Annotated in this window: 19 protein-coding genes and 1 other RNA gene; 2 read left to right on the plus strand and 18 right to left on the minus strand. The window is 30.5% G+C overall.

What is annotated here, in order from left to right; genetic code table 11:
* Positions 1 to 7 precede the first annotated feature (7 nt).
* The 10 genes from OXH55_RS07325 to glyA all read right to left on the minus strand — a co-directional run bounded on the left by OXH55_RS07325 (position 8) and on the right by glyA (position 14,939).
* On the minus strand, positions 8 to 1,942 hold the full coding sequence (locus OXH55_RS07325) for a flagellar assembly protein A (RefSeq protein WP_268049179.1): 1,935 nt from the start codon (positions 1,940 to 1,942) through the stop codon (positions 8 to 10).
* 155 nt (positions 1,943 to 2,097) lie between these two features.
* A complete protein-coding gene (locus OXH55_RS07330) occupies positions 2,098 to 4,038 on the minus strand; it encodes a glucose PTS transporter subunit IIA (RefSeq protein WP_268049180.1) in 1,941 nt (646 codons plus the stop codon).
* Between the two features lie 185 nt (positions 4,039 to 4,223).
* Positions 4,224 to 5,045, minus strand: a complete 822-nt coding sequence (locus OXH55_RS07335; protein WP_268049641.1) for a PRD domain-containing protein — start codon at positions 5,043 to 5,045, stop codon at positions 4,224 to 4,226.
* A gap of 35 nt (positions 5,046 to 5,080) precedes the next feature.
* Positions 5,081 to 5,902: an aminotransferase class IV gene (locus OXH55_RS07340; protein ID WP_268049181.1), complete on the minus strand. Its 822-nt coding sequence runs from the start codon at positions 5,900 to 5,902 to the stop codon at positions 5,081 to 5,083.
* Positions 5,903 to 5,916: 14 nt separating this feature from the next.
* On the minus strand, positions 5,917 to 6,570 hold the full coding sequence (locus OXH55_RS07345; protein WP_268049182.1) for an HAD-IB family hydrolase: 654 nt from the start codon (positions 6,568 to 6,570) through the stop codon (positions 5,917 to 5,919).
* A gap of 70 nt (positions 6,571 to 6,640) precedes the next feature.
* A complete protein-coding gene (locus tag OXH55_RS07350) occupies positions 6,641 to 6,964 on the minus strand; it encodes a DUF1292 domain-containing protein (protein WP_268049183.1) in 324 nt (107 codons plus the stop codon).
* A 328-nt stretch (positions 6,965 to 7,292) separates the two neighbouring features.
* Positions 7,293 to 7,715 (minus strand): hypothetical protein, encoded by a 423-nt coding sequence (locus OXH55_RS07355; RefSeq protein WP_268049184.1) that lies wholly within the window; start codon positions 7,713 to 7,715, stop codon positions 7,293 to 7,295.
* Positions 7,716 to 7,874: 159 nt separating this feature from the next.
* The gene (locus OXH55_RS07360) at positions 7,875 to 9,452 is read right to left on the minus strand and encodes a sodium:neurotransmitter symporter family protein (protein WP_268049185.1); all 1,578 of its coding nucleotides are present in this window, start codon (positions 9,450 to 9,452) and stop codon (positions 7,875 to 7,877) included.
* A 201-nt stretch (positions 9,453 to 9,653) separates the two neighbouring features.
* Positions 9,654 to 13,166 (minus strand): pyruvate:ferredoxin (flavodoxin) oxidoreductase, encoded by a 3,513-nt coding sequence (gene nifJ / locus OXH55_RS07365; protein ID WP_268049186.1) that lies wholly within the window; start codon positions 13,164 to 13,166, stop codon positions 9,654 to 9,656.
* A gap of 537 nt (positions 13,167 to 13,703) precedes the next feature.
* The gene (gene glyA, locus OXH55_RS07370; protein ID WP_268049187.1) at positions 13,704 to 14,939 is read right to left on the minus strand and encodes a serine hydroxymethyltransferase; all 1,236 of its coding nucleotides are present in this window, start codon (positions 14,937 to 14,939) and stop codon (positions 13,704 to 13,706) included.
* Between the two features lie 137 nt (positions 14,940 to 15,076).
* Here glyA and OXH55_RS07375 point away from each other — a divergent pair, with 137 nt between their 5' ends.
* Both OXH55_RS07375 and OXH55_RS07380 read left to right on the plus strand, forming a co-directional pair.
* The gene (locus OXH55_RS07375) at positions 15,077 to 15,853 is read left to right on the plus strand and encodes a threonine/serine exporter family protein (RefSeq protein ID WP_268049188.1); all 777 of its coding nucleotides are present in this window, start codon (positions 15,077 to 15,079) and stop codon (positions 15,851 to 15,853) included.
* Positions 15,850 to 16,299: a threonine/serine exporter family protein gene (locus OXH55_RS07380; protein WP_272508987.1), complete on the plus strand. Its 450-nt coding sequence runs from the start codon at positions 15,850 to 15,852 to the stop codon at positions 16,297 to 16,299. Before OXH55_RS07375 ends, OXH55_RS07380 begins: the two co-directional genes overlap by 4 nt.
* Positions 16,300 to 16,349: 50 nt before the next feature.
* Here the strand turns inward: OXH55_RS07380 and OXH55_RS07385 are convergent, their stop codons facing one another.
* The 8 genes from OXH55_RS07385 to OXH55_RS07420 all read right to left on the minus strand — a co-directional run bounded on the left by OXH55_RS07385 (position 16,350) and on the right by OXH55_RS07420 (position 25,014).
* A complete protein-coding gene (locus OXH55_RS07385; protein WP_268049189.1) occupies positions 16,350 to 16,619 on the minus strand; it encodes a metal-sensitive transcriptional regulator in 270 nt (89 codons plus the stop codon).
* 206 nt (positions 16,620 to 16,825) lie between these two features.
* Positions 16,826 to 17,009, minus strand: a non-coding RNA gene (ssrS, locus tag OXH55_RS07390) — 6S RNA.
* A gap of 74 nt (positions 17,010 to 17,083) precedes the next feature.
* The gene (gene aspS / locus OXH55_RS07395) at positions 17,084 to 18,868 is read right to left on the minus strand and encodes an aspartate--tRNA ligase (protein ID WP_268049190.1); all 1,785 of its coding nucleotides are present in this window, start codon (positions 18,866 to 18,868) and stop codon (positions 17,084 to 17,086) included.
* 16 nt (positions 18,869 to 18,884) lie between these two features.
* The gene (hisS, locus tag OXH55_RS07400) at positions 18,885 to 20,138 is read right to left on the minus strand and encodes a histidine--tRNA ligase (protein ID WP_268049191.1); all 1,254 of its coding nucleotides are present in this window, start codon (positions 20,136 to 20,138) and stop codon (positions 18,885 to 18,887) included.
* 125 nt (positions 20,139 to 20,263) lie between these two features.
* Positions 20,264 to 21,688, minus strand: a complete 1,425-nt coding sequence (locus tag OXH55_RS07405) for a coproporphyrinogen III oxidase (protein WP_268049192.1) — start codon at positions 21,686 to 21,688, stop codon at positions 20,264 to 20,266.
* A gap of 51 nt (positions 21,689 to 21,739) precedes the next feature.
* Entirely contained in the window at positions 21,740 to 22,342 is a 603-nt protein-coding gene (locus OXH55_RS07410; protein ID WP_268049193.1) for an MBL fold metallo-hydrolase, read from the minus strand.
* A 22-nt stretch (positions 22,343 to 22,364) separates the two neighbouring features.
* Positions 22,365 to 22,814: a D-aminoacyl-tRNA deacylase gene (gene dtd, locus OXH55_RS07415; protein ID WP_268049194.1), complete on the minus strand. Its 450-nt coding sequence runs from the start codon at positions 22,812 to 22,814 to the stop codon at positions 22,365 to 22,367.
* Positions 22,815 to 22,827: 13 nt separating this feature from the next.
* Entirely contained in the window at positions 22,828 to 25,014 is a 2,187-nt protein-coding gene (locus tag OXH55_RS07420; protein ID WP_268049195.1) for a RelA/SpoT family protein, read from the minus strand.
* Positions 25,015 to 25,177 lie beyond the last annotated feature (163 nt).

The following is a 25,177-nucleotide window of genomic DNA, read 5'->3' on the forward strand; positions in this document are numbered from 1 at the left end:
TCCTCCTCTATAGTACAAATTTATCTACTACTAATTCATTTTCAGAATTCAAATATGCGTGAATATCTTTACTTGCACTATCTAGCGTATATTCTCTTCCTCCTATAATGAAGCAAGTATTCTGGTAAGCAGTTCCTACCCATATATTGCCACCAGGTTCAACGATAAGTTTAGTAGATACTCCCCCTTCACTTCCAACTTTTTTACACTTAATCTCATTTTTAGCTTTTATAATACCACCCCTTGCAACACTTGTAGGATTTGTAAATTCTATACTTTCATGAGCTATTATTTCTGAAACATACTCACCCTTGCCAGTAATTATAATATTCCCTGAACTTTTTAAAGTTGAATCCTGACAATAACCTATTTTCATATCAACTGGAACTGCTAAAATCCCTCTAAATATTTGTATATTTTCATTTATAAGTTCTATTAAAACATTTAGCTCAGAATAATGCTTTATACTAATTGGTGCAAATCCCATCAATTTTTGCTTTATTACACTTGCTAGTTTTATTTCTTCGTTATTGGCATTACCTTGTATTAATTTTACATAATCATTACAAATTCCAGTTATATGTTTAAATTTATTTTCAATGAGTACTTTTATTATTTCTCCATCATGTACATTTTTCCCTAAAAGATTTAATTTTTTAACTTGTTCTACACTCTTAATAAGTTCTACTAACGCTGAATTTAATTTTTCTAACTTCTTCATCTTATTAAGTTTTATTATATCTTCTCCACCAGAACTAAGTGTAGAATTAATAACATGCCCTCTTACCTCCATATCACTTTTTGATGATATTTTTGCACTTTCTACATGTTTATTAATAAACAAATCATGTCCTGCATTAACTTGCATTCCTTCTTTAACACTTCCATGAATAATCACATCTCCAATAAATTCAATATTTCCTGTTTTTAAATCCACATCACTTTTCACTTCATGTACCTGATGAACACTAAATAAAGTACCTTTTACTGAAGGCTTCCCTTCCATAGATGCAACAACAGTATTCTCATCTTTAAATTCACAGTCTTCACCTACTTGCAGCTGAATTTTTTTAGCTACCTTATGCCTTTTTACTGTACCTTTTACATCTATACCATCTTTTCCGTTTTTACCTTCGTGTCTAACAGCTAAAACTTCACCTTTTTGAACTGATTTAACATGTCCTATACACTTATAATCTACTCTACCTTTATTATCTTGTTCTAACTGTTCGGTTTCTCTTTCGGTACTAAAATTAATCTGAATTTTATCGTCAATGCTCTCTATAACTTCTTCTCCCTGCGCTATCAGCAAATTGCTTACTTCTTCCATTTTGGTGGATTTTGCTATATTGTCTTCTATTATACCAAATTTAATTCCACTTGTGTTTAATTGTTCTTTAATTTCTTGTTCAGTATAAAACTCAGGGTATATTTGCTTCGCGATTTTTCTTTCAGGGCTTAATTGAAAAACTTCTAATGAATCCTGAACAACATATATATTTTCAGGAATATATTTAATATTTATAAAAGCCTTCATTTTATCAGGACTTAAATTTATATTTATTCTTCTTTCGGCAGTATTTTCGCCAAAAAATACCTCAATATTGCTATCTTCATATACTTCTTTTTTACCATTCACCTCAACATTATCAACCATAACTGTAATATTATTGGAATTTCTTATAGATGCTGGTTGTCCACCTTCTTTAGGATTTTTAACTATTATTATACCATTTTCAACTCTTATACTTCCATTTTTATTTTCTTTCTTTTCTTTTTTTTTCTCTTCAAATTCAATAGAAATAGTAATTTTTCTTTTAAAAAGCCCTCGTTTTTCTTCAATTATTTTATATTTAATATCCTCTTTTGAAATGTTTAATTGAGAACTTGCTAATTCTAAACACGCTTCCAATGTTTTACCTGAAAAAACCTTTTTATTCAAGAAATTCCCCCCTATACTTTTTATTCTAATAAAAGTATACCATATTATTATACAATGCTTTAATAGATTTATCGTTATTTTATTTATATACTTTATATGGTATTTTATTATAATTATTAAAACGAAATAAAAGAATGTTGCAGAGCAACATTCTTTTATTTCGTTTTAACCATAGCCACTAATTCTCCACTAACTTTATCACCATATTGTACATATATTTCTAATACTTTCTCCATATTTGTTACTATAACTGGAGTTATTAAGCTTTTTGCTTTTTCTTTAACTATAACTTCATCAAAAGAAATTAACAAATCTCCTTTTTTAACCTTATCTCCTTTTTCAACATAAGTTGTAAATCCTTGTCCATTCAACCTTACAGTATCTATGCCTATGTGAACAAGAATTTCTAATCCTTTTTCACTATTAATCGCTATAGCATGTTTAGTGGGAAACAATACTGCAATTTCTCCATCTATTGGTGAAAAAACCTTATTTCCTTCTGGTTTAATAGCAAAACCATCCCCTAATAATTTCTCTGCAAATACCTCATCTGGCACTTTATCGATCGTGATTATTTTACCATTTATAGGATTTTGAATTTGAATAGCTGATTTTTCCATAAAATCCCTTTCATTATCTTCAACTGCAGCCTCCTCTTTACCATTCCATTCATAAAAGCCCCTTCTAGCAATTATATCTTTAATATCATCCTTTATCTTCTCTGCATCTGTACCAAAGATTGCTTGAATACTATCTGCAGCTTTTAAAATACCTGCCGCGCCTAATGCTTTTAAAGCTTTTTTATCCACCGCAGAAGAGTCTTTTAAAGTCATTCTTAATCTTGTTATACACGCATCTATCGCTTCAATATTATCTTTACCGCCAACAGCTTCTATAACTCTAGCTGCTTTATCACTTCCTTTAGCGTTTACTGATTGAACATCATACTCTTCTTTATCTTCTCTTCCAGGAGTTTTTATATCTTTTGCTTTAATTGTAAAATAAAAAATTGCAAAGTATAATGTGAAAAATGCTATACCTACAACCCATATAAGCCATGGATGTCCTGCAAATTTAAACCCTAAGACATAATCTATAGCTGATGCGGAAAAAGTATATCCTAGTCTTATCTTTAATAAACTTGTTATAATACCTGACGCAAAAGCTGCAAGCACATGAAACACAAATAATATTGGTGCAACGAATATAAATGAGAATTCAATAGGTTCTGTTATACCAGTTAAAAATGATACAAAAGCTGCTGAAATCAACATACCTGAAATTTTCCTTCTATTTTCTGGTTTTGATGCTGCTATCATAGCAAGTGCTGCTCCCGGAAGTCCGAACATTAATATAGGATATTCTGCAGCCATAAATACTCCTGCAGTAGGATCTCCATGAAAATATCTAGCTGAATCTCCAAAATACGTCACTCCATTTGATACAAACTCACCAAATTGAAATAAGAACGGTGGATAATACATGTGATGAAGTCCTACTGGAATGAGTAACCTCTTTCCACCTGCATAAAATGCTGGTCCTAAAATAGATGTACTTGCCCATTTAGCAAAAACATCTATACTATTTTGAATTGTGGGCCAAATAGTTACACCTATCACTGCAAATATTAGTGCCGCTACAGAAGTTATGATAGGTACAAATCTCTTTCCGCCGAAGAAACCTAAAACTTGAGGAAGCTTTATATTATGATATTTATTATAAAGAATTGCAGCTATAAGCCCTACCACAATTCCACCAAAAATGCCCATATTTATGGTGATATCTAATCTAGAACCAGTAGCTTTTATTATTGCTTGTAAAATTAATTGTCCTACTACCGCAGCTAGAGCAGCAACCGCCTCTCCACCTGAAAACCCTATTGCTACTCCAACTGCAAAAATAATGGGCAAATTACCAAAAATAGCATCTCCAGCAGTTGCTAAATTTTGAAATACCGCTCCATATTGACCTAATAAGTCATTTTGCCCCAGTCTTAGCAGAATTCCTGCTGCTGGTAAAACAGAAACTGGAAGCATCAATGATTTACCTATTTTCTGCAGCACAGCAAAAAACTTTCCGCCTTTACTTTTATTCATTTTTATCTTCCTTTCTTCTAATATACTTTTTAAAGATTTATATTTTACATAGTGTTCATTAATATAATTAGCTAAACATAAAAAATATTTCACAAAAATTATCGTAAAAAAATGCACGAACTTAAAGATATGGCTACAGTAAGCCTACCTTTAAAGCTCGTGCCTAATTTCATAGTAACACAGCTCTAATCTTCACAAAGCCTTCTTAAATGAAGTGCAATATATCCAATTTCATCTTCAGGAACTTTTATATTAAAAATATCTTCAATTTTCAGTGCAACTTTTATTGCTATAGAGTACTCATTATATAATTCTTTTTTTATGCTATCAAGCAAATCATTTTTTATTGTTTTATTGTCTCTAACTCTTTCTATCATAAAATTAATATGAGTAAGAGTTCTTATATATTGAAAGGAGTTAATATCAAGTTTTTTCCTTAACAGCTTTGATATAAGTCCCATTATTTCTTTTATTTTTTTTGTATAAGCTAAAGATCTACTAACATCTTGTTCCATTATAGCTGCTCTAATATGTAAACATATAAATCCGACTTCATCTTCTGGTAACTTATGTTCAAATCGTACATTTATCATTTCTAAAGCTTTTTGAGCAATTTCAAATTCTTTAGGATATAATATTTTCAACTCATTGTAAAAAGGATTTTCAATCTTCACTCCTTTTTTTATTCTCTGAAAAGCAAAGTTAATATGATCTGCTAACGAAAGATGTATAGCTTCATTTAATTTAACATTTAATTCCTTTTCCGCTAAAGATATTATTTCTTCTGATATTCCAATAACTTCATTATCAATTTTTTGTAATAATCTTTCGTAGTTATGTCCTCTTTCACCCTTCTGTTTTATAAAAACACTCTTGATTCTATCTTGTGGTATAGACATCTTTTTTTTAAAATCAAAGCCAATAGCCTTACCTACTAATATTACTTCTCCATCTTCCTTTTCTGCTATAACCACATTATTATTTAGTACTTTTTTAATTACATACATCAATCCTCTTCCTCCTATAAGAGCAGTACAATAATTTAATTGTTTTCTACATATTCCTGTATAACTTTATCATACCCCTTTTTTATTTGCTGAACAATATCATTATTAGGATTATATTTATTTTCATCTACTCTGGATATAGGAAGAACTTTAGGTGAGGTACCACAAACAAAAAGTCCATCTAGTTCTTTTATATCTTTATAATATATCTCTTTTTCTTCTATCTCTTTTCCTAACTCATTACATACTTTCACAACATACTTTCTAGTTATTCCTGGAAGCACAGCTTTTAGTGGAGATGTAAAAATTTTATTCCCTTTAATCATGAAAATAGTAGACCTACTTCCTTCAGTTATATAGCCATTATCATCTACTAAAATCGCTTCAAATACTCCCTTTTCTTTTATTATTTTATTTGTAGCTTCTCTAAGGTTTGTATTAATAACTTTAGCATTAGGATTTTCTCTTTCAGCATGATACAAAGTAGTATAAACTCCATTTTTGTACATATCTTCAGTAGGATAATTATGTTTAATAAAATACATTAAAAAATCCTTTTCATTCTCATCTCTATGATTAAATACAATCTTTACATTGCCTTCAAATACATTATTTACTCTACACAATTCTTCAATATTACTTTTAATTTCACTTTTATTTAACCAAAGCTCTAGTCCTGTAATTGATGCTGAATTTTCTAATCTTTGTAAATGATCCTCTAAAAATAAAGGAACCCCTTTAATTATTCTAATAACTTCATATAAAGATTTTCCTTTATTTACAAAATCGTTACTAAATTCTTCACAAGACTCAACCTCATTATTGCAAATAAATTTTTCGCTATAACATTCACCCATAAAAATTCCCCCTTTTACTTCCATGTTAATATCTTTATATTATCTTTATTTTTGTTACGTCTCCCCTTATAATTAATTAAATACGGATTGCCAACAAGTTTAAACAGAGGTAAATCCGATAAAGAATCAGAAAACATATAGGATTCCTTGAAGTTTACTTCTATATTTTCTTTTTCTAAAACTTCTTTTAACCTTCTAACTTTTTCCTCTCCCTTACAGTTTTCTCCCTCTATTATACTACTATACACTCCATTTTCACACTTTAATTTTGTCCCAATAATTTTATCGACTTCTTTTATATTGTATAACTCACTTAAATATATCTCAGGGGAAGCTGATATCAAATATATCTTGCAACCTTCATTTTTTAATTTTTTTATAGTATCTATAGCATCTTTATATAAAATTTTACTTAATCTTTTTTCATAAAATTCTTTTACTACCTTCTTCATTTTCTCTTCATGAATACCATTTAAAAATCTTCCAAAAGCTTGCTTTGCTTTTGCTGCATCATAAATCTTGAATAAATAAAAAAATGCTGTTTTTAAATTTCTTGGTATGTGTTTTATCAATCTTGGATTTTTTCTAATCATAAATATATACAACTCAATAAAAGTTTCTCTTTTAGTAAGTGTAAAATCCACATCAAATATAGCTACCTTTTCCATCTGACCACCTCTACTGTTATTATAACTCTATTTTAAAAAAGTCGATGCTATTGCAACGACTTTTTTTCAATTACTCTTCTTCATTTTCTAATAGAGATTCGTAATAAGCTGTAACTTCCTTGAATTCTTCATCATCTGGAACAACAAGCTCCCCTTCATCACCTTCGCCAATAACTTTGAATAGGTATACTGAACCATCTTCTGGATTCTGTACAAGAGCATATTCATTATCTTTATATTCAAATCCATCTACAACTTCGCACGGAACCGTATTTCCATTTTCATCTTCTAATTCTACTCTAAGAGCTTCATGTTCATGCTCTCCACAACCACATCCGCAGCCGCAGCTTGATTCTTCTTCACATCCACAATCATGTAATTTTTCCTTATCCATTTTATACCTCCTAAACTGTCTTTTAATGTATATATTTATAATATAACAGTAATATTTCTATTTTACCCTTAATTCTAAAATATTAAAAGCACTTTTTGCAATTTTTTCGTAAATACAAAAAAACATGCAAAATTTTCTTTAAAAACTCTGCATGTTTTTATAGTTATTTTAAAACATTCTTCTAATATTTTTCATCATTCTTCTCATTCTTCTTGCAAGCCTATTCATCCTTCTCATAGATATTCACTCCTCTCCTTTCACTTATATATAGTTTGTGTAAAGAAACTATATATAAACTAGTGAGTTCATACCATGGAAGTACATTAGATTATTTGAAGTTTTTTCTATTCTTCATTATAAATATAAAAGATATTATACTTAATATTCCAAGAATAAAACTTAACGTAAAAGCTCCCAAAATTAAAATTTTAGCTGCGAATAGAGAAATGTGATACTGAGAACTCATACTCAAAAATTCACCATGTAAATTCTTATATACTGCCAAAAAGTAATTTATCCATAGTACTGATACCGCAAATGCTAAAGGTAGAATTCCAAGAGAAATATACATACCACTTTTCTTTCCAGCCTTAACACCATGTATAGCCATGTAAATAGGAATTACAAAAATCAAAGGTAATAAAGCCCCCAAATATGGTGGCGATAAAGCCAAAAATAAAGCTGAAACTAATGTAATTAACAATGATGTTTTGCTTATTTGTTTTCCTCTACTCATATTTATATTTTGCATTTTTAACACCCACTTTAATCGTACTAAATATTTTTATCGTTTATTTTGGTGTTTTATTAAAGATGTTAAAGTTATTGCACAAAAACCTAATATTAAAACCCAAAATGTTCCCATAAAAATTGCAGCACTGGAAGACATACTTCCACCTCCATATTTCTTTTATTTTTTAATTATAACAGAATTACTTTCTAATTCCTCACCATACACTTTTTTAATACTTCTATAAGTTCCTATAAACCCTAAAGTAAATACTATAATAATTATAATTCTAGCCCCATTAACCCAAGGCACTAACTCTGGAGTTTTAGCTACAAAATCTGGAACTAGTTTAAAATATCCTTGTTTTATATAATCCATAGTTGATCCAATCAAAAGCAGCAGAATTGATATAGGGGTAATAAATTTTATAACTACATTATATACCCAACTTGGTAATTTCCAATAAGCCCCTCTGTTTATTTCGTCTAGGAAAGAATCTTTCATTAACCATCCTGTTACCACTATCTCTATAAGACCCATGATAACTAAGAAATACGTTCCAACCCAGTTATCAACTTCAGAAAAATATGCAAATCCAGCTGTTTTTGTAATTATCTGCTCAAGTCCCACAGGAAGTCCTACTATAATATACAAAGCAAAAACTAAAATTGATGCTTTTTTTCTTGTAAAACCCATGTCTTCTTCTAAAATAGCAACAATATAATTATACATTGCTATAGCTGAAGTAATACCTGCACAGAACAATAATATAAACCATAATGTACCTATAGCTCTTCCACCATTTACTGCTCTAAATATATTCGGTAATGATATAAAAGTAAGGCCTATACTTTGACTCAAGCCTTCTGCACCTAAGAATGCGTAACATATAGGAATTACTATTGTACCACCTAATATTACTTCTGCAAATTCATTAAGCCCGACTGTTGTTAAAGAAGATAATACTATATCATCATCTTCTTTTATATATGAAGCATAATTTTGAATAATTCCCATTCCAAGAGACAACGTAAAGAAAATCTGTCCACTAGCAGCCAATGCAGTTTGCCAACTTAATTCACTCCATCTAGGTGACCATAAATAATCTAATCCTTTTAGAGCTGACCATTCAGGTTTTACTGGAGCTCCTATTGTAACTGATTTAAAAATTAATATAAATCCAAAAACATAAAGTATAGGCATCATTAACTTAGCCCATGCTTCTATACCCTTTTGTATTCCTCTTGTAACTGCCAAAGCCAAAAACCCTAAACTAATAATCCAAAATATAAATACAGGACCAGGACTTGTAACATAGTTTACAAAGAAATCCCCTGTTGAAACATTTGCATCCATAGTTTTTCCTGCAGCTGTAAAAATTCCATATCCTAATGTCCATCCTATGATGTGATTATAATATGAATTTACAAGTACAGTAACTCCAATTACAATCATTCCACAAATGGAGCCTAAAATAGCTGCTCTTTTAGGTTTTATTTTTTCTCTTGATTGCAGGTAAACCATATATCCTATTGTGCCGTGTCCATACTTTCCGCCATATCTTCCCTGCATCCATTCTACTAAAATTATTGGTATACCCAAAACAAACAACGCAATAACATATGGCAGCATAAATGCGCCTCCACCATTTTTTGCTGCTTGATATGGAAACCTCCAAAAGTTCCCAAGACCTATAGCATTACCTGACATAGCTAAAATCAATCCAATCTTGGACCCCCAATTTTCTCTTTCTTTCATATAATTGCCCCTTTCTCTTTTATAAAAATATAAAATAATATAAGTGAATTTAAAATCTATAATATCAAATTTATCAAACAATTGCAATATATTTTATTATTTTATTCATTTTTCTTGCAGTTAAATGGTTTTCATGTTTTTTTAAAAAAAGAACTCCTAAAATTTATATTTAGAAGTTCTTCCTTTTGTTACTTGTACTGTCTATTTTTGTGCAGCAAGTTTTCTATAACTTTCTAATCTTTCCATAGCATCCTTTTCTGTCTTCTTATATAACTCTTCTGCAAGTTCAGGATGTACTTTTTGCAATGAAGCAAATCTCACTTCACCTAACAAGAAATCTCTGAAAGATGTAGTAGGTTCTTTAGAATCTAAGCTAAATGGATTTTTACCTTCATTCTTAAGTTCTGGATTATATCTATAAAGTGACCAATATCCGCAATCAACAGCTTTCTTTTGTTCTAATTGGCTGCATCCCATACCAAGTTTTATACCATGGTTTATACATGGTGCATATGCAATAATCAAAGATGGTCCCTTATATGCTTCCGCTTCTTTAATAGCTTTTAATGTTTGATTTTTATCAGCACCCATGGATATTTGAGCTACATATACATATCCATAGCTCATAGCCATCATACCAAGATCTTTCTTCTTAGTCCTTTTACCACCTGCTGCAAATTTAGCTATTGCAGAAGTTGGAGTTGATTTAGATGATTGACCTCCTGTATTGGAGTAAACCTCTGTATCCACTACTAACACATTTACATCTTCTCCTGATGCAAGTACATGATCCAATCCACCATATCCAATGTCATAAGCCCAACCATCTCCACCTATTATCCATTGAGATTGTTTTACTAAATAATCTTTATTTTCTGCTATTTCAGCAACTACAGGACTCTTTCCTTTTTCAGATTCAAGTAATGGTAATAATTTTTCGACAGCAGCTTTTGAGCCTTCCCCTTCTGCCATATTTTCTTTCCATTCTTTTAGAGCATTTCTCAAGGCTTCACTAATATTTTCATTCATAGCTTTATCAGACAACAATGCAATTTTATCTCTTATTTGAGCAGTTCCTAAGAACATTCCAAGACCGTATTCAGCATTATCTTCAAATAATGAGTTAGCCCAAGCAGGACCTTGACCTTTTTCATTAACTGTATATGGTGTTGTAGGTGCTGATCCACCCCAAATAGATGAACATCCTGTAGCATTAGCTACAATCATTCTGTCACCAAATAATTGAGTTATAAGTTTAGCATATGGAGTTTCACCACAACCTGCACATGCTCCACTAAATTCAAATAATGGTTTTTCAAATTGGCTACCTTTTACAGTATACTTACTCATTGGATTTTGTTTTTTACTCAATGTTAGTGCATGATCCCAGTTAGCTTGTTCTTTTAACTGAGTATGAGCTGGCTGCATAACTAATGCTTTAGCTGGCGCTGGACAAATTTGTGCACAATTTCCACAACCAGTACAGTCAAGAGCACTAATAGCCATTGAATAGTACATTTTTTCCCCTTTAATTCCTTTAGCTTCAACAGCTTTAAAATCTGCTGGTTTATTATTATATTCCTCTTCTGTTAATAAAAATGGTCTTATTACTGAATGAGGACATACATATGAACATTGATTACATTGTATACAATTATCTAATTTCCATTCTGGAATATTAACAGCAATTCCTCTTTTTTCATACGCAGCAGTTCCTGCTGGGAATGTTCCATCTTCTATGCCATTGAACGCACTTACTGGAAGATTATCTCCCTCTTGTCTATTCATTACATCTGCTATATTTTTTATAAATGCAGGAACATCTCTTTCTACCTCTACTTTTTCTTCCTCATTCTTCCAGCTTTCAGGTACTTCTATTTTAACTAAAGCTTCTATTCCTTTATCTATAGCTGCATTATTCATATTAACAACTTTTTCACCTTTTTTACCATATGAAGTAACAACAGCTTCTTTTAAGTATTTGACAGCATCTTCTACCGGTATTATGTTAGCTAGCTTAAAGAAAGCAGCTTGCATAATCATATTAATTCTTCCACCGAGACCAATTTCTTGAGCTATTTTAACAGCATCTATTGTATAGAAATTTATATTATGGTCAGCAATGTATTTTTTAACACATGCAGGTAAATGTTGTTCAATCGCATCTTTATTCCAAATGCAATTTAATAAGAATGTTCCGTTATCTCTTAATCCTTTAATCACATCGTACTTATCTACGTATGATTGATTATGACAAGCTACAAAGTGTGGAGAAAGAATTAAATAAGGGGATTTAATTGGATTTTTACCAAATCTTAAATGTGATACTGTAACTCCCCCTGATTTCTTAGAGTCATATGAAAAATATCCTTGAGCATACATATCTGTATAATCTCCGATAATTTTAATTGCACTCTTATTAGCACCAACAGTACCATCTGAACCTAATCCCCAGAATTTACAAGCTGTAGTTCCTTCTGGTATTACATCTATTCCAGAAACAGCTTCTAATGATGTATGAGTAACATCATCAGTTATTCCTATAGTAAATCCATTTTTGGGATTGTTAGCTTTAAGATTTTCAAATACTCCAGCAATATGTCCAGGTGTAGTTTCTTTTGATCCAAGACCATATCTTCCACCAACTATCATTGGTTTAATTTCAGAATCATAAAATGCAGTTCTTACATCTTGATATAGCGGTTCTCCAACTGATCCCGGTTCCTTTGTTCTATCTAAAACTGCTATTCTCTTAACAGTTTTTGGCATAGCATCCATGAAATGTTTTATTGAGAAAGGTCTATATAAGTGAACATTTATATATCCTACTTTTTCCCCCCTTGCATTTAAGTAGTCAACTGTTTCTTCTACTGTATCGCATCCAGAACCCATTGCTATTATTATTCTCTCAGCATCTGGAGCCCCATGATAATTAAATAACTTATAATCTCTACCAGTTAATGTATTAATATCATTCATATATTTTTCAACTATTGCTGGTAAAGCATCATAGAATTTATTTGAAGCTTCTCTAGATTGGAAATATATATCAGGGTTTTGAGCTGTACCTCTTGTTACTGGGTGGTTTGGATTCAAAGCATTGGTTCTAAATGCTTTAATAGCTTCTTTATCCACCAATTTCTCTAAATCATTATAATCTAATATTTCAATTTTTTGAATTTCATGTGATGTTCTAAATCCATCAAAGAAATGTAAAAATGGAACTTTTCCTTTTATTGAAGCTAAATGTGCTACTGCTCCTAAATCCATTGCTTGTTGAACACTACTTGAAGCAAGTAAAGCAAATCCAGTTTGTCTTGCAGACATTACATCAGAATGATCTCCAAATATTGAAAGCGCCTGTGCAGCAAGAGCTCTTGCACTTACGTGGAATACACTTGGTAAAAGTTCTCCTGAAATTTTATACATATTAGGAATCATTAATAACAAACCTTGAGATGCAGTATAAGTTGTAGTTAATGCTCCACTTTGTAGAGAACCATGGACTGCTCCAGAAGCTCCTCCTTCTGATTGCATTTCCATAACTTTTACAGTTTGCCCAAATATGTTTTTCTTTCCTTGTGAAGCCCATTCATCAACATGTTCTGCCATTGGTGAAGATGGTGTAATTGGGAAAATTGCAGCTACATCTGTAAAAGCATAGGAAACGTATGCTGCTGCAGTATTACCATCCATTGTTTTCATTTTTGCCATTTGTATACCCCTTTCTATATTTATTTTACCTGCTGTACCCATATGTAACTTATTGTATATTTACAGCAAGTTATTTTACAAATTTAATACATCTTGAAATAAATTTATTACTATTTTAGTTTAACCAATAGTCATACTCTTATCCAAATATGTTCTTTATATAACTTGTCTAACTTTCTCTAGAGATATTGGATTTCTTAGAAATATTTAAAGAACTTTATTTGTCTGTAACTCCCAGGTATTATTTTAACATTTATTTCAATATAATGTAAAAATAGTTTTTGTAATATATACCTATTTTTCTTTAAATATACTATTTTATTGCTATATATCTTTAATTTTCATTATTTTTTTATTAAATAGGAATTATTTATGAATAATTATAATCATTAAATGTAATTATTACAACTTGAAAAACATTATTGTTTAAAATTTTCTTATAACAAATAATAATTGTTATTTTCTAAAAAAGAGGTTAAATTTAAACAAAAATAAGCCTAAAGTTAGATAAATTCTAACTTTAGGCTTTAATTTTTTTTATTCATAAAGTGGATGTCTTTTGCAAATTTCTTCAACCTTATCTTTTACTTTACTTAAATCTTTATCTCTATTTTCTATTACATAATTTATTAGATAAGCTATTTCTTTCATCTCTATCTCTTTAAATCCTCTAGTTGTGACGGCTGGAGTACCTATTCTTATACCACTAGTTACAAAAGGACTTCTAGTTTCAAAAGGAATAGTATTCTTATTTACTGTAATTCCTACACTATCTAAAAGTGCTTCAGCTTCTTTTCCTGTAATATCTTTATTTGTTAAATCTATAAGAAGTAAGTGATTATCTGTTCCTCCTGAAACAATTTTGAAATTGAATTTCTTTAGTTCTTCTTCAAGAACCTTTGCATTCTTTACAACTTGTTTAATATATTCTTTGTAGTCCTCTTTTAAAGCTTCTCCGAAGCAAACTGCTTTTGCAGCAATTATATGTAATAACGGTCCCCCTTGTATTCCCGGAAAAATAGCTTTATCTATTGCTTTTGCATATTTTTCTTTGCAAAGTATAGCTCCTCCTCTTGGTCCTCTTAAAGTTTTATGCGTAGTTGTTGTAACAAAATCAGCATAAGGTACTGGTGAAGGATGTTCTTCTACAGCTATAAGACCTGCTATATGAGCCATATCCACCATAAAGTAGGCTCCCACTTCATCACAAATTGATTTAATTACTTCAAAATCTATTATTCTTGAATAAGCACTAGCACCAGCAACTATCATTTTGGGTTTATGCTCAAAAGCAAGTCTTCTCAACTCATCATAATCTATCATTCCAGTTTTTTTACTTACACCGTAAGATGCAAATTTAAATAACTTTCCTGAAAAATTAACCGGACTTCCATGTGTTAAGTGTCCCCCATGACTTAAATCCATTCCTAATATTGTATCACCGGGCTCTAAAACGGAAAGATATACAGCCATATTAGCTTGAGAACCTGAATGAGGTTGAACATTTGCATGTTCGGCATCAAAAAGCTTTTTTAATCTCTTCCTAGCTAACTCTTCTGCTTTATCTACAACATGACATCCTCCATAATACCTTTTATTTGGATATCCTTCTGCATATTTATTTGTAAGTTGTGAACCCATCGCTTCCATTACAGCTCTACTTGTAAAATTTTCTGAAGCTATAAGCTCAATATTATCATTTTGTCTTTTAGTTTCCTCTTCAATAATATTATAAATATCCTGATCAAAAACTTTTAAATTATCAAAATTCATTATAAAACCTCCTTTTTTTAAAAATATTGATTAAATTATAAAATTTTATTGCGAAAATATCAACTAAATGAATAATTATGTTATAATAACTTTGTAAAATTACTACTAGACTATTGATTAGAAAGGATTCTCTAAATATGAACAGAAGTCATAAAATACTTCACATAGCTGCTGAAGCTGGAACAATCATACTCCAAAGTGGTGGAGAAACTTACAGAGTAGAAGAAACAATGCTTAGAATATGCTATGCCTTTAATATAAAAAAAGCCGATAGCTTTGTTACTCCTACAGGTATAATGATTTCAATTACTGACCAAAATAATCAAACAATTTCACTTGTACGAAGAATAAATAGTCGAACAGTAAATTTAGAAAAAGTTTGTATGGTCAATGATTTGTCACGATCTATTATTCCTAAAAAGCTTACTTTAGATTGTGTAGAATCCAAACTTAAAGAAATAAATTCTACTTCTGGACATAAATCTAAAGTTCTAATTGTTGCCGCCTCCTTTGCCGCAGGATTTTTTACTCTCGTTTTCGGAGGAAGTGTACAAGACTTTCTTGTTTCATTAGTTATAGGAGCAATCATTAAAATCCTATCTACTGCTTTAAACAACATACGAATAAATGAATTTTTTATTAATTCCCTAGGGGGTGCAGTAGCAGCTTTAATTGCTTTAATCAGTGTGAAATTTAATTTGGGTCATAGTGAAGATAAAATAATAATTGGCTCCATCATGCTTCTCGTGCCTGGACTTGCTATAACTAACGCTATAAGAGATACTATAGCTGGAGATCTGATTTCTGGAATATCTAGAGCAATAGAAGCTTTTTTTATTGCCATAGCCGTAGCAATTGGTTCAGGTCTTGTTATAAAATTATGGGTTATAGCTTTTGGAGGTATCTTTAAATGATTACTATAGTATTAAATTCATTGTACGCTTTAATTGCTACATTAGGCTTTGCTGTTTTATTTAACATAAAAGGGAAAAATATACTTTTTGCTTCTATAGGTGGATCTGTAGGTTGGTTCGTCTATTTATTAACCCTCACTTACTCTCCTTCTAAAATATTTGCAATGTTTCTAGCTTCAATTGCATTAAGCATATACTCTGAAATAATGGCAAGAGTTTTAAAAGCTCCCGTAACTATCTTTATGATTTGTGCCATTATCCCTTTAGTACCTGGTTCTGGAATGTATTATACAATGCTTGAATCTATTAAAGGAAACATTGATAAATCTTTAAGTTTAGGGTTAGAAACATTAAGTATTGCAGTTTCCATAGCAGCAGCTACTATACTTGTAGCTTCAATTACAAATGTTATAATTGCTATTAAAAATATAAAATCAAAACCTTGATTATTTTAAATGGCAATAATTCATTTATATATGAATTATTGCCATTTTTATTACTTCATAAACATTGTTAGAGTTGAAACTAATTCTTCAATTTTATGTTCATGTGTAGTTTCTTCATCTGAAGCCATACAATTTTTAGCATAATTCTGAAGTATAAGAGCACCTACTTTATTAATCGCTGCTCTTACAGCTGCAACCTGCACTAAAATATCTTTACAGCAAACTTCATTTTCCATCATTTTTTCAATACCTTTAACTTGCCCTTCAATACGTCTAAGCCTTACTTGTATATCTCTTTTAGTATCTTTTTTCTTTTCCATAAATTTCGTCTCCTATTATTAGTAATCACAAAACAATCATACCCATACCGGGTACTACATACACATATTATATCATTTATCATTGCCTTATTCAATCTCATTATTCATAAGGATTTATATATATTTTTAAAAATATAAGACCATCAAACAAATCATATCCTAGGATAAGCTCTGTTTAATGGTCTTAGTTTTCTGATAATAAACAATAAATTCCCACTGCACCGTATAGCAAGTAATAGTTGAACCTGTTCCCTAACAGGTGGGCATCACCTTTTTGCTTCTTGTACTTTAATTACATGACTAAAGTCTCATTCCACCAAAAGAGTTAGATTCCCTTTTTCAATAGTGTTGGGTCAATATATACTCACTTTACTAATACAACAGGAATTTCATATTTATTCTATACTTATATTATACTTAAATTATGTTATATTTTCAAATATTATTAATACTTTTCAGTAAAATTATTTTTCATTTATCTTTTTCTCTATACCTAACTCTCCTAATTGCTTATCATCAACTACATTTGGAGCTTCAGTTAAAGGACAGAAAGCATTTTGATTTTTAGGGAATGTTATAACATCCTTTATATTTTCTGTTCCAGCTAAGAACATAATCATTCTATCAAATCCATAAGCTAATCCGCCGTGTGGTGGAGGTCCAAATTTAAATGCATCTAGCAAGAACCCAAATCTTTCCCATGCACTTTCCTTAGTAAATCCAAGAACTCTAAACATCTTTTCTTGAAGAGTCGTATCATGTATTCTAATACTTCCTCCTCCAAGCTCTTCTCCATTTAATACTATATCATATGCCTCTGCTCTTACTCTTCCTGGATCGCTTTCTAGATAAGGTATATCTTCTTCCATAGGCATTGTGAACGGATGATGTTCTGCTTGGTATCTTTCTTCTTCTTCATTGTAAGATACTAATGGGAATTCAGTAACCCATACAAATCTAAACTCACTATTATCTTTTAGAAGTTCTAATTTGTTTGCCATTTCAAGTCTTAGTGCTCCAAGTGATTGTAATACAACACTGTCTTTATCAGCAACAATTAAAATTAAATCTCCTACTTCTGCATTGATCTTGTCAATTATACCTTGTATTTCTTCCTCTTTTAAGAACTTAGCTATAGGAGATTTTATTTCATCCTCTTTATAAGCTATCCAAGCAAGACCTTTTGCTTTATATGTCTTCACAAACTCTGTTAATTTATCAATTTGTTTTCTTCCCATACCAGCTGAATTTGGAACTTTTATAGCTCTTACGCTGCCTCCATTTTCTACCGCATCTTTAAATACCTTAAAGTCACAATTTCTAACTACATCTGAAAGATCGTTTATTTCCATACCAAATCTTAAATCTGGTTTATCACTTCCATATTTATTCATAGCTTCTTTATATGGCATTCTTTGTATTGGTAACTTAACATCAACATTAGCTACTTCTTTAAAAACCTTTTGTATTAACTTTTCATTTAATTCAATAACATCTTCCATATCTACAAATGAAAGTTCCATATCTATTTGAGTAAATTCAGGTTGTCTATTAGCTCTCAAATCTTCATCTCTAAAACATTTAGTTATTTGGAAATATTTATCAAACCCAGACACCATTAATAATTGTTTAAATAATTGTGGTGATTGAGGTAGCGCATAAAACATTCCTGGATAATTTCTGCTTGGAACAATATAATCTCTTGCTCCTTCTGGAGTACTTTTAGTAAGCATTGGAGTTTCAAGTTCTAAAAATCCGTTTTCATCTAAGAAATTTCTTACTACCTTAGCAGTTTTATGTCTTGTAATAAAAATTTTCTGCATATCTGGTCTTCTAAGATCTAAATATCTATATTTTAATCTTACCATTTCATCTGTATCTAAATCTTCTTTTATGTATATAGGTGGTGTTTCTGATTCTGATAATATCTTTATGCTCTCACCTTTAAGTTCAACCATTCCTGTAGGTAAATTTTCATTTGGAGATTGTCTTCTTACTAATTGACCTTCAACAGCTATACAATATTCAGGTTTAACTAAGTCTGCTTTTTCAAAAGCTTCCTTGTTTATTTCTTCTCCAAATACAACTTGAAGAATACCTTCTCTATCTCTTAGGTCTACAAAAACTAATCCTCCTAAGTTTCTTTTTCTTTGAACCCATCCCATAACTACGCACTTTTGTCCAACATTAGATTCTCTTAACTCACCGCACATTATCGTTCTCTTAAGTCCATTTAATGATTCTCCCATGGTTAATCCTCCTCTATTAGTTTCCTTTTACTATTTTAACTATTGTCTCTAAATCCTTCAAGCTTATATCAAACTGTTCTCCGTCTTCCATTCTCTTAAGTCTAGCATTTCCTTCGTTTATCTCGTTATCTCCTAAAATAATGGTAAAAGCTGCATCTATCTTGTTGGCATACTTCATTTGAGCTTTTACAGATTTGCCCATATGATCACAATCACACTTTATTCCTTTTTCTCTTAAAGAATTAACAATCTTTAAACTCTCAATTTTACCGTTTTCACCCATAGAACCAATATATAATTCAACATGATTTGGTTTTGGTATTTCTATATTATTTTCCTCAAGAGTAAGAAGTAATCTCTCTATTCCCATTCCAAACCCTACTGCTGGGGTATCTTTTCCTCCAATTTCTGATATTAAACCATTATACCTTCCACCGCCGCATACTGTTATATCATCATTTATTATTTCAAATACTGTTCTAGTATAATAATCAAGTCCTCTTACAATATAAGGATCAACTTTATATTTAATTCCTAAAGCATCTAAGTAAGTTTTTAGCTTTTCAAAATGTTCATTACATTCTTCACACACATAATCTAAAATAATTGGTGCTTCTTTAGCTATTTCTTTACATTTTTTATTTTTACAATCTAATATTCTCATTGGATTTCTTTCAAATCTGCTTTTACAAACATCACATAATTCATCATATTTTGATTTAAAATATTCTTTTAACGCTTCATTATACTTGCCTCTACAAGTTGGACACCCTATATTGTTTATGTTTAACTCTAAACTTTGTATTCCAAACTCTTTAAAGGCTCTCATCGCTAAACTTATAACTTCTGCATCTAGAGAAGCTTCTTTAGAACCAAAAACTTCTATTCCAAATTGGTGATGTTGTCTCAATCTTCCCTTTTGAACATTTTCATATCTAAAAACAGGCGTAAAGTAAAACATTTTAGTAGGTTGTGCTTCATTATGTAATCCGTTTTCAATAAAAGCTCTTGCTGCTGGTGCTGTTCCCTCGGCTTTTAAAGTTACGCTTCTATCACCTTTATCTTTAAAAGTATACATTTCCTTTTGAACAACATCTGTAGTTTCTCCAACTCCTCTTTCAAATAATTCTGTATGTTCAAATATTGGAGTTCTAATTTCTCTACATGCATAAACTGCAGCTATATTTCTTAATTTTCCTTCAATATACTGCCATTTATATGAATCCGCAGGTAATAAATCTTTAGTACCCTTTGGCGCTTGAATTGCCATAATCTCTCACTCTCCCTTAACTAAATTATAGTGCCAAACTATTGGCACTATATACTAACTATAGATTATAAACTGTAAATGGTAAACTGTAAACCTTAAAGCAGTATTTTATTCCTAATAGAAATTTAATAAAGAGTTTCTAAAATTTCTATTTTCTTTTCTATCTTTTCATCAATCCTCTTTATATATTCTCTTACGTCCTTTATATTTGGAAATCTTTCCATTCTATTATCATCTAAGAAAACAACTTTTGTAACTGCATCAGCTCCTAATGCAATTATAGTTTGCTTTTCTTCAATCATTTCAATATTATAGATTCCCTCTTTTGAAGGTTTTGCATATCCTACATTCTCCATATTGCCCACCATATTTTTTTGCCTATACATATAATAAGGCTTCATACCTAATTCTTTTGAAAGCTTTACAGTTTCTTCATACATGGCATTAAGTTCCTTTTGTTCTCTTATATTAAATACTCCAGTAACTATTTGCTCATGCAATTTAGAAGCTCTTTTTACGGACATACCATGTACTGTTATACTGTCAGGGTTAAGCTTTAATAATTCGGAGCATGTATTTCTAACCTGTTCTAAACCTTCATTAGGAAGGCCCACAATAATGTCCATATTTATATTATCGAACCCGAGTTTTCTAGCCAAATTAAATTTATTGATTACATCTTCTACTGTATGGTTTCTTCCTATTGATTTTAAAGTATCATTATTCATAGATTGAGGGTTAATACTAATTCTATTAACACCAAATTTTTTCATACTACTTAGTTTAGCCGCATTAATACTGTCTGGACGTCCACATTCCACATTAAATTCACGAACATTTCGCCCTTTTACAAAATTATCATAGATATTAAATAGAGTAGATTCAAATTGTTTTTCACTTATAGAAGTAGGCGTACCTCCTCCAAAATAGACACATTCAATCTTCAGATTCTTTTCATCTATAAACTTTTTCATTACTTGAATTTCATGATTTAATGTTGTTAAATAATCATCTACAATTTTTTTGCAGCTGCTAATTGGATTTGATGTAAAAGAACAATATAAACATCTAGTTGGACAGAAAGGCATACCTATATATACACTTATAGATTTTTTATCTTTATTCACATTTTTTCTTTCAACTTTGGCTATATCTATACAAAGTCTTGCTTTATCCTCTCTTACAAAAGAGTTTTCTATAAAACTTCTTAGTATATCTTGTTCACTTTTCCCCTGATCCATGAAGTCTAAAACTTTTTTTGTAGGTCTAATACCAATTAATACTCCCCACGGCAGTTCTTTTCCTGTTTTCTCTCTTAAATATTTAAAGATTGCACCTTTAACTTGATCATTTTTTTTAAAATCTTCATATATTTCAAAACATGCTAATTGTTCATCTTTATCAAAAATTTCTATTTTTTCCTCCAAAATAGTTACATGAAAATCATAATCTTCTTCTACAAATTCGATATTGTTAAAATTATAAAAAAGATTAAACATATGATATACATCATATCTATATTTGAAGTCATTTAACTTAATTTTCACCATTTTCTTTCCCTCGTATTCTAATGCACTGACATTCTCAACCGCCAATTTTCTTTATAAAAATGGGTTGTTTTGTTTTTCATATTTAATACTACTTTCTGGTCCATGTCCTGGCAATACAATAGTATCTTCTGGAAGAATCATAAGTTTTGTCTTAATATTTTTAATTAATAACTCATAGCTTCCTCCAACGAAATCAGTTCTTCCTATTGAACCCTGAAACAAAGTATCTCCAGTGAAAACTACATTTTCTACTAAAAAGCACATGCCTCCTGGAGTATGTCCAGCTGTCTCTATACATTTGATTATCAACTCCCCAAGTTTTAGGGTGTCACCATCTTCAATTGTTCCATCATTCTTTTGTTCCCATATAGCACCAAATACATTTTCTCCTGCAGACATCATTTCTTTGTCTTTAGGATTAATATATACAGGAACATTGTATTTGTCTTTTATATCTTGAACAGCATCAGTATGATCCATATGTCCATGTGTTAAAAGAATACAGTTAACCTTAACATCTAACTTATCAATTTCCTTAATTAGAATTTCTCCATCTCCACCTGGATCTATTACAGCAACCTCTTTGGTTTTTTCGTCTATTAATATATAACAATTAGCTTCATAAATTCCGGCTGGAATTCTCTTTATTTTCATTTTTATCACCCTTTATACAAAATTAAAAAGTTTTTTTACTCTCTACCATTAATGTAACAGGTCCGTCATTTTTTATATCTACTAACATTTCTGCTCCAAATTTTCCTGTTTCTACTTTATCAATTTCTTCCCTACACGCATCTACAAACTCTAAATAGAGCTTTTCTGCTTCTCCTCCACCTAAAGCCTGCATAAAATTAGGTCTTCTTCCTTTTCTACAATCACCATACAAGGTAAATTGTGAAATGATTAGAAGTTCTCCATTTACCTCTTTCAGAGACTTATTCAACTTTCCGTTTTCATCCTCAAACACTCTTAGATTAACTATTTTATCTTTTAAATATTTAACATCTTCTATTGTATCATCTTTAGAAATACCTAGCAAAACATTAAACCCTTTTCCTATATTACCAACTATTTCATCTTCTACTGTAACAGTAGAAGATGTAACTCTTTGCACTACTGCTCTCACTTTTAACACCTCATTAATTTTTAGTTCTATATACCGCAATTACGCCTTTAAGCTTTCTCATTTTCCTCATAACTTCTTTTAGTTTTTCTATATCAGATATTCTTAACTTAATAGTTACTATTGCAACACTAGATTTACCTGTTTTAGCGTTAACTGCATATAATGCAATCTTAGTTTCAATAATAGCTTCCATAAGTTCCGCTAATAATCCATTTCTATTCTCCGCTCTAACCTCAATTTCAGTAATATATTCTGTTTTTCTTGAATTTTCATCTTCCCATGTAACATCAATAATTCTACTACTGTCATTTACAATTAAAGTATTTATATTTTGACAATCTCCTCTGTGTACAGAAACGCCTCTTCCTTTTGTTATATATCCAATAATAGAATCGCCTGGTACTGGATTACAGCATTTAGCAAACCTAACAAGAACATTTTCAATTCCTTTAACTCTAACTCCTGGTGAATTACTTCTTCTCTTAACTTTTGTTGTATGCTGCAGCTGTTGCTTTAATTCCTCAATATTAACATCTTCTTTTTGTCCTTCTTGACTCTTTATATATCCTATTAACTTATTAACAATAGAAGCTGGTGCAACAGCACCAATACTAACACCAACATATAAGTCATCTATATTATTAAAATTATACTTCTTTAATAAATTTTCTAACGCTTCACCTTTTGCAACTTTTCCAAAATTAGTTCCTTGGCGTTTACTTTCCTTATCAATTAATTCTTTACCTTTTTCTATATTATCATGTCTTTTTTCCTTCTTAAACCAAGCCTTAATTTTGCTTTTTGCTTGATTACTTTGGGTAATATTCAACCAGTCAATGCTAGGTCCTTTTGGAGATGACGACGTTAATACCTCTACTATTTCTCCAGTTTTTAAACGATAATCCAATGGTACAATTTTACCATTAACCTTAGCACCTACACATCTATGCCCAACATCCGTATGAATTCTATAAGCAAAATCTATAGGTGTGGAATTATAAGGAAGATTAATAACTGCCCCCTTAGGAGTAAAAACAAAAACTTCATCTGAAAACATATCTATTTTAAAGTTTTCCATAAACTCTTCAGGATTAGACGTTTCTCTCTGCCATTCTAAAACTTCTCTAAGCCAAGTCAGCTTAGTTTCAAAGTCCTTATTTTCATTAGAAGGTTCTCCTTCTTTATATTTCCAGTGAGCTGCAATTCCATATTCAGATGTGTTATGCATTTCATAAGTTCTAATTTGTATTTCAAACGGTTTTCCTTGTGGTCCAATAACAGTTGAATGTAATGACTGATACATATTTGGTTTAGGCATTGCTATATAGTCTTTAAACCTTCCTGGAATAGGTTTATACATAGTATGGACAATACCAAGTGCAGCATAACAATCTCTTACATCATTTACAAGAATTCTAATAGCCGTTAAATCATAAATTTGATCTATTGTTTTGTTTTTTATAACCATCTTTCTATAAATACTATAAAAATGTTTTGGTCTTCCTGCAATTTCAGTTTCTATTCCCGTACTTTTTAGCTTTTCTTGCAGTTGGTTAATAATTTTGTTTATATATTCTTCTCTTTCATTTCTCTTTTCTGCTACTTTTCTTACCAAATCATAATATTCATTTGGATGCATATATCTTAATGCTAAATCTTCTAATTCCCATTTAATCTTGGAAATCCCAAGTCTATGGGCTAGAGGTGCATATATATCAAGTGTCTCTTTTGCTTTTTCTTTTTGCTTTTCTACAGACATATATTTTAAAGTTCTCATATTGTGAAGTCTGTCTGCAAGCTTTATTAAAATTACTCGTATATCCTTAGTCATTGCAAATAACATTTTTCTTACATTTTCAGCCTGCTGTTCTTCTTTCGTTTTATACTTTATTTTACCAAGTTTAGTTACTCCTTCAACTAAGATAGCGACCTCACTATTAAATTCTCTTTCTATATCTTCAAATGTAAATTCTGTATCTTCTATTACATCGTGGAGTAAACTAGCCGCAATAGTATTTTCATCCAAACCCATTTCTGATAAAATACAAGCAACTTCCACTGGATGCATTACATAAGGTTCACCTGATATACGTCTTTGATCTTTATGTGCATTTTCTGCATAACGGTAAGCTTTTATAATTATATCTTCATTAATATTTTGACAATTTTCTACAATTTTTTCTAATAAATCATCCAGCATACAAATTCTCTCCTAAAATCAAAAGCTGGTTTTTCTAACCAGCCATCGTTTTTTTTATAAATATTATATAATACGGTGTAGAAATTTGCAATAAAAACCTTTTTTTATATAAATTCCTTAACTACCATTATTATATCCAATTGCCAATAATATAAACCAATAA

The organism is Clostridium ganghwense, from assembly GCF_026735165.1.
GTDB classification, from domain to species: domain Bacteria; phylum Bacillota; class Clostridia; order Clostridiales; family Clostridiaceae; genus Clostridium_H; species Clostridium_H ganghwense.